Source organism: Flavitalea flava (assembly GCF_054461575.1).
The window spans coordinates 240776-246970 of sequence record NZ_JBTLQH010000005.1 but is presented as its reverse complement, the minus strand read 5'-3'; the positions used below and the strand labels follow the sequence as shown (position 1 = coordinate 246970).

At 43.8% G+C, this 6195-nt stretch carries 6 protein-coding genes; 5 read left to right on the top strand and 1 reads right to left on the bottom strand.

Annotation, left to right across the window (positions count from 1 at the left end; genetic code table 11):
• Window positions 1–755: polysaccharide deacetylase family protein (locus ACX0G9_RS08000; RefSeq protein WP_459064352.1), on the top strand; the 755-nt coding region annotated here is incomplete at its 5' end.
• A gap of 153 nt (window positions 756–908) precedes the next feature.
• Here the strand turns inward: ACX0G9_RS08000 and purH are convergent.
• On the bottom strand, window positions 909–2480 hold the full coding sequence (purH, locus tag ACX0G9_RS07995; RefSeq protein ID WP_459064351.1) for a bifunctional phosphoribosylaminoimidazolecarboxamide formyltransferase/IMP cyclohydrolase: 1572 nt from the start codon (window positions 2478–2480) through the stop codon (window positions 909–911).
• 945 nt (window positions 2481–3425) lie between these two features.
• On the opposite strand from purH, the gene ACX0G9_RS07990 reads away from it, so the two are divergent.
• From ACX0G9_RS07990 to ACX0G9_RS07975, 4 genes are all read left to right on the top strand, one after another.
• The gene (locus ACX0G9_RS07990; RefSeq protein ID WP_459064350.1) at window positions 3426–3932 is read left to right on the top strand and encodes a hypothetical protein; all 507 of its coding nucleotides are present in this window, start codon (window positions 3426–3428) and stop codon (window positions 3930–3932) included.
• A 120-nt stretch (window positions 3933–4052) separates the two neighbouring features.
• Window positions 4053–4700, top strand: coding sequence for a hypothetical protein (locus tag ACX0G9_RS07985; protein WP_459064349.1), 648 nt, complete (start codon window positions 4053–4055; stop codon window positions 4698–4700).
• Window positions 4670–5482, top strand: coding sequence for a sensor histidine kinase (locus ACX0G9_RS07980; protein WP_459064348.1), 813 nt, complete (start codon window positions 4670–4672; stop codon window positions 5480–5482). The genes ACX0G9_RS07985 and ACX0G9_RS07980 overlap by 31 nt, the downstream gene beginning before the upstream one ends.
• 7 nt (window positions 5483–5489) lie before the next feature.
• The gene (locus ACX0G9_RS07975) at window positions 5490–6149 is read left to right on the top strand and encodes a response regulator (RefSeq protein WP_459064347.1); all 660 of its coding nucleotides are present in this window, start codon (window positions 5490–5492) and stop codon (window positions 6147–6149) included.
• Window positions 6150–6195 lie beyond the last annotated feature (46 nt).

Here is a 6195-nt window from a genome sequence, read left to right as displayed (position 1 = left end):
GAAATGTATTTGGTTTGCTGCGGTCTTTGATTAACGGAGACTGGTACCGGGTGAAAGAACGTGGAGCGGTATTACTGGGTAACAGCCGGGATCCTTATGATGCTTATGAATGGCTCGATTCTGTGCATTTATATTGCAGGGTGAAAGCTTATTATTTTTTCCTGGTTGCGTCCAGACAGACAGGAGTGGATAAAAATATTCCTATCTGTAAACCAGCGTTGCAGGAGCTGATTCGTTATCATGCTCATGGAAGCAGGGTAGGTGTTCATCCTTCCTGGCAAAGCGGTGATGATGAAGTTTTGCTAAAAGAAGAAATAGAATGGATGGAATGTATGACCGAACAGAAAGTGACCCGTAGCCGTCAGCATTATATTCGGTTCACGTTGCCGGAAACGTACAGACGGCTGATAAAATATGGGATCCTGCAGGACTTCTCTATGGGTTATGGAAGTATAAATGGTTTCAGGGCTTCCGTAGCCTCCTCCTTTTATTGGTATGATCTGGAAAAGGAAGAAACAACCAGTCTGAGGATCTTTCCTTTTTGTTTTATGGATGCCAATGCCTTTTATGAACAACATTATACCGCAGATCAGGCCCGTAATGAACTGATGCGTTATTACCACCTGATCCGGAAAGTAAACGGATTAATGGTCACCATCTGGCATAATTCATTTCTGGGAACCGATACCCTGTTTGCCGGATGGCGGGAAGTGTATGAGACTTTCCTCCGGGATGAGATCTACTGGGACGCTTAAGAAGTTGTCTATAGGACAAACCGGCTAAGTGGTACTTAAGCATTTGTTTCGCGAAAGTCTGCATGATCGGCTCCGCATCCTGCGGATGCTAGCAAGGGCTAATGTCGGCGCCCTCGCCGGGCGCGAAAGCATGTAGTGCTTTCCGTAGTGCTTTCAGTGTTTAAAATGCCTCATTCCCGTAATCACCATCGCTAATTTGTGCTCCACGCAATATTCAATGGAATCTTTGTCACGAATAGAGCCGCCAGGCTGAATAAATGCCGTAATTCCTGCTGCGTGTGCGATCTGTACACAATCATTAAAGGGGAAAAACGCATCAGATGCAAGGGTGGCTCCATTCAGATCGAACTGGAACTGTTTTGCTTTTTCGATGGCCTGCCGAAGGGAGTCGATCCGGCTGGTTTGTCCGCAGCCCTTACCGATGAGCTGTTTATTTTTTACAAGGGCAATAGAGTTGGATTTCAGATGTTTGCCAACGAGGTTGGCAAAAGCCAGATCTTCTTTTTCCGCTGCCGTCGTTTCCCGGCCGCCGGCTTCTTTCCAATCGGTATAGTTGCCGGCATCCTGTTGTTGGAGCAGTACTCCGTTCAGTAAGGATCTGTATTGGATGGAAGGTGCAAGACTTGTCTTTTGCTGAAGAAGGATACGGTTTTTCTTCGACCGGAGTATCTCCAGGGCATCTGCATCATAAGCAGGTGCGATAAGTACTTCGAAAAAGATCTCGTGAATGGCTTCTGCCGTAGCCTTATCCACAGTGCTGCTGCAGGCCAGGACACCACCGAACGCGCTTTCAGGGTCACCTGCCAGGGCAGCGTCCCAGGCAGCTTTTAAGGAGGGACGGATGGCGATACCGCAGGGATTGGTATGTTTGATAATAGCGAATACAGCTTCTCCTGGCCGTTTGCCGTTGGAATCGTCTGTTCCGGAATGACCGAATTCCTGTATAAGTTGAACGGCAGCGTCCACGTCGACCAGATTATTATAGGATAATTCTTTTCCGTTCAATTGCTGAAAAAGGCTTTCCAAATTGCCAAAAAAACGGGCGGACTGATGCGGGTTTTCACCATAGCGCAGAGTTTTAGGCGAAGGGATGGATTCAAGGAAATATTCCTCTTTTCCTGGCTCACCCTTATTTCCTTCCCGGAAAAAATAATTGGCTATAACCACGTCATAATGAGCACATACTTCAAAGGCTTTAGCCGCCAGGGTCCTTCGTTGTTCAAGGGTAGTCTGGCCTTTTTGTTCATCAAGCAGCTGTTCCAGGTAAGCATACTCTTTTTTGGAGGCTATGACAACAACATCTTTATGGTTCTTGGCGGCTCCGCGGATCATGGAAGGGCCGCCTACATCGATCTTTTCAATAATGGCTTTATCCTCTTTTGTAGTTGCCAGGGTTTCCTCAAAGGGGTACAGGTCTACAATAACCAGGTCGATTTCCGGAATATGATAACGGGCCATTTCCTCCAGGTCGGTCACATTGTCCCTTCTCCCCAGGATCCCTCCAAAAACAGAAGGATGTAAAGTCTTGACCCTGCCTCCCAGGATGGAGGGATAGGTTGTAAGGCTTTCTACGGTTACGCAGGGAAGGCCCAGGGATTCGATAAATTGCTGGGTTCCGCCGGTAGAATAGATGATAGCGCCCGCCTGGTGTAACTTTTTGACGATATTTTCCAGACCATCCTTATAAAAAACGGAAATAAGAGCTGACTTGATTTGTTTGTTCACGATAGCCAAATTTTTTGAGAGTTATATAGACCGACGACCAAAATGGACCTGTGGTCCATTTGCCACGACTAAATGGACCACAGGTCCATTGAGCTTTGGTCCATTAAATGATAATTTCGCGCCACATGGCACTTTTTTCAAATTGCCTTGGAGCGCGACTAAAATGGACCACAGGTCCATTGAGCTTTGGTCCATTAAATGATAATTTCGCGCCACATGGCACTTTTTTCAAAAGCCATGTGGCGCGAAATTACATAAAAGTGAGGGTAAATAACAAGCAGATCTCCGGTTAATGCCCCGGAATTACCCGTCTGCCTTCTGGCAGATGGGTATCCGGAACATTTAGAATGGTCACAGTAGGCAAGCACTTGAGGGAAAACAGGCGACTCAATAATATAATTAGGGCATCAGCATACATACCCAGATAACCCTAAAAAAAACAGGATAAGGCGTTAATGGTTATGTATGCTGTTGCCGGCGATAAAATGGATTTAAAGACGAGTTAAATGGATTTAAACTTCCTCCCAATAATATTATAGTGGTCGGTTTTAACAGTTTGCAACCTGGCAAACCGTACGCATGTGTAGATCAAGGATATTAAAAAATAAAAACGGGACTCAACAACCTCTTTACTAATGTCTGATTAAATATTTGAATGCGTCGAAAAAGGCCGGAATAAATAAAACGGTATTTTATTGCGTGTTTAACGTGGTTTTTGACCACGTTTTTATACGTGCCTATTTTGTGGAATTTTACTGTTTTTTATACCAGGAAAAAACGTTTTTTTTGTGATATTAAATACCTGACTAACTGATTTTCTTCATTTTATAAATAATACTAATCTGTAATTAATTGATTAGTACCTGCTTGCGCTTAGTTTCTTAGAAACTTCAGGGATACTTTTAGGTCATCAAATTATTCCTCAACATTCTAAAATAATAAGCCATGAACGTAATTGAAAAAAAATCAGTAACAGCCGAAAAGTCATTATCCGTTAGCAATTATGTAACCAAGCAGCAGGTAGAGACTTTTATTGGGACTTACAAACAAAACACCTGGGTCCATAATACAGAGCGCATCGGAAAAGAAGATGCCCTGAGCAGCTGGTACAGTCTGAATGAACTGGAGGCGCTGATTGAAAACATCAAGGTTCATGGCGGAAATGGTGTTCGCATGCATTTTGGAATTTATCCGGAAGGTTTTGCCGGTGAACCGGAATTGTCAGGACGTCAGGCCCTGGTAATGGTAGGAACCAGGAGCAGTGATGGTACAGCCAGGACAAGTAAAGAGCTGTATATCGGCGGGGAGAATAAATTACTGGCCTTTGTTGGAATGCATCCATGCCCCGCATTTTGCCCATTCCCTTATCCTCCTACCCCCCCTGCAGTCTTACAGGCTCCAATTACCCGTACGCTTGTTGATATGGGTGACAAAGGATTCTCCGTTGTATAGTTAGTTGTTCAATAAAATAGATAAGCATTTAATATCCAAGGGGGTGATTTGGAAAATTTCAATCCAAATCACCCCCTTTTTGATAGGGGAAATGAAAAATATCCATTATTTTGTCGGCCAATGGATTATTACTTTACCCTGATTTTTATTGTTATTGCTTTTTTAGCAAGTATTACCATCTACTTTCAGGGGAAGGCTCCTGGCTATCTGACCTATTTTCCGGTTTTCTTATTTATTAATGTGATCGTGGAATCTACCTCGGTCTACCTGCTTTCACACGGAAAATTCAATATTTTTCTGCTTAATCCCTTTACGATCCTGTCGGTATGTTTTTATTTATTTACCCTTCGGGGCATCATTCACAAGGTGAGGGTTAAAAAAATTCTTTTATTCCTTATTCTGGCTTATCCGGTTGTCGCCTTTTTCAATATATTATTCCTGCAAAAAGGCGCAGTTTTTCATTCGATGAGCTATTCCTTTGGTTGTCTCCTCATCGTGGCCTTCAGCATTTATTATTTCTTTGAATTATTCCAGCTCACCCATACGGTAAACCTGCTCCGTCAACCGGCTTTCTGGATTTGTACAGGACTTCTGCTCTATTTTATATGCAGCTTTCCCTTATATGGATTAAATAGCTCCTTAGCTTTAATTACATCCCCGTCATTGCTAAAGAACCTAATGATTTTATTTAATTTGCTCGATGTTTTCTTATATTCATCTTTCACTATTGCTTTTTTATGCCGGCTAAGGATCAGGAAATCTACGTAGTTATCCTTCTGGGGGGCGTAATCGGCCTGCTGCTGGTAGGCTTTATTCTCACCATGCTATTCCTGTATCAGCGCAAGCAGCAACGGCAGCAGCAGCAATTGAATCGTATAAAAGATCAATATGAGCAGGAATTGCTGAAATCCCAATTGGAGATCCAGGAAGCAACCTTTAAGACGATTGCACAGGAATTGCACGACAACATCGGTCAGGTGCTTTCAGTAGTAAAACTATCACTTTCCATTCTTCCTTTGGAAACGGAGCATCCCGCTTATGAGAGCGTACAGAACAGCCGGCAGATGTTGAATAAGATCATTTACGATATGGCCGATCTGACCAAGAGTCTGCATACGGACCGGATCGCCCAGATCGGTCTGGTGGAAGCTATCCGGTTCGACCTGGATAGTCTGCGCAGGACCCGTTTACTGGAAGTGGGTTTTTCGGTGGAAGGGGAGGAATATCCTTTTGACGATCAGCGGGCAATCTTCCTTTTCCGGATGTTCCAGGAAATGCTGAACAATATTTTGAAACATTCCCAGGCTACCCAGGTAAATATTGCGGTTATTTACTCAATTGATAATAAATTTGTTCTGAAGGTTGAGGATAACGGGGTCGGGTTTGATATGACCAAAAAGAAAACCCAGACTTCCTCGTCCAGTGGCATTGGCTTAAAGAGTATGACCAATCGCGCCAACCTGATCGGTGCAAAAATTCATATTCAAAGCCAACCGGGAAAGGGTACAACCATTGTAGTGGAATTACCTTTGGAAACGGAAGCTTTATAATTTATTTATGGGAGTATCACTAAAGAAAATACAGGTCGGCATTGTTGACGATCACAACCTTTTACGCAAGGCACTGGCCAAACTGGTGGGGTCGTTCGAGAATTATTCGGTTTTGTTCGAAGGCGATAGCGGAAAGGATATAAAAGCAAAGATCACCCAGCACATTGTTCCCGATATCGTCCTGCTGGATGTGAACATGCCGGATATGGACGGATACGAAACGGTCCGCTGGCTGCATAAAAATCATCCACAGGTCAAGGTGCTTGCGCTTTCCATGTTCAGCGACGAAAACACCATCATCCGGATGCTGCGCCTCGGCGCAAAAGGATACATACTGAAGAATATCGAGCCTGAAGAGCTTAAACTTGCCCTCGACTCAATCATGAAAAAGGATTTTTATCTCTCAGAATATATTTCGGGGAAGATCATCAGCGGGCTCCATAAAGATATGGGCAACCCGGAGGATCCGATTGTCCTCACGGATAAAGAAAAAGATTTTCTGCGGCTTATCTGTTCGGAAATGAGTTACAAAGACATTGCAGATAAAATGTTCATCAGTCCGCGGACGGTAGAAAATTACCGTAATACACTCTTCGAAAAATTAAAAGTGCGGACCCGCGTCGGAATGGTCATGTTTGCTATCAAGAACGGGCTCGTGGACATATGACGATTTTTTAACTGCCAAATAAAAATGGTGAGACGAAGTCTCACCG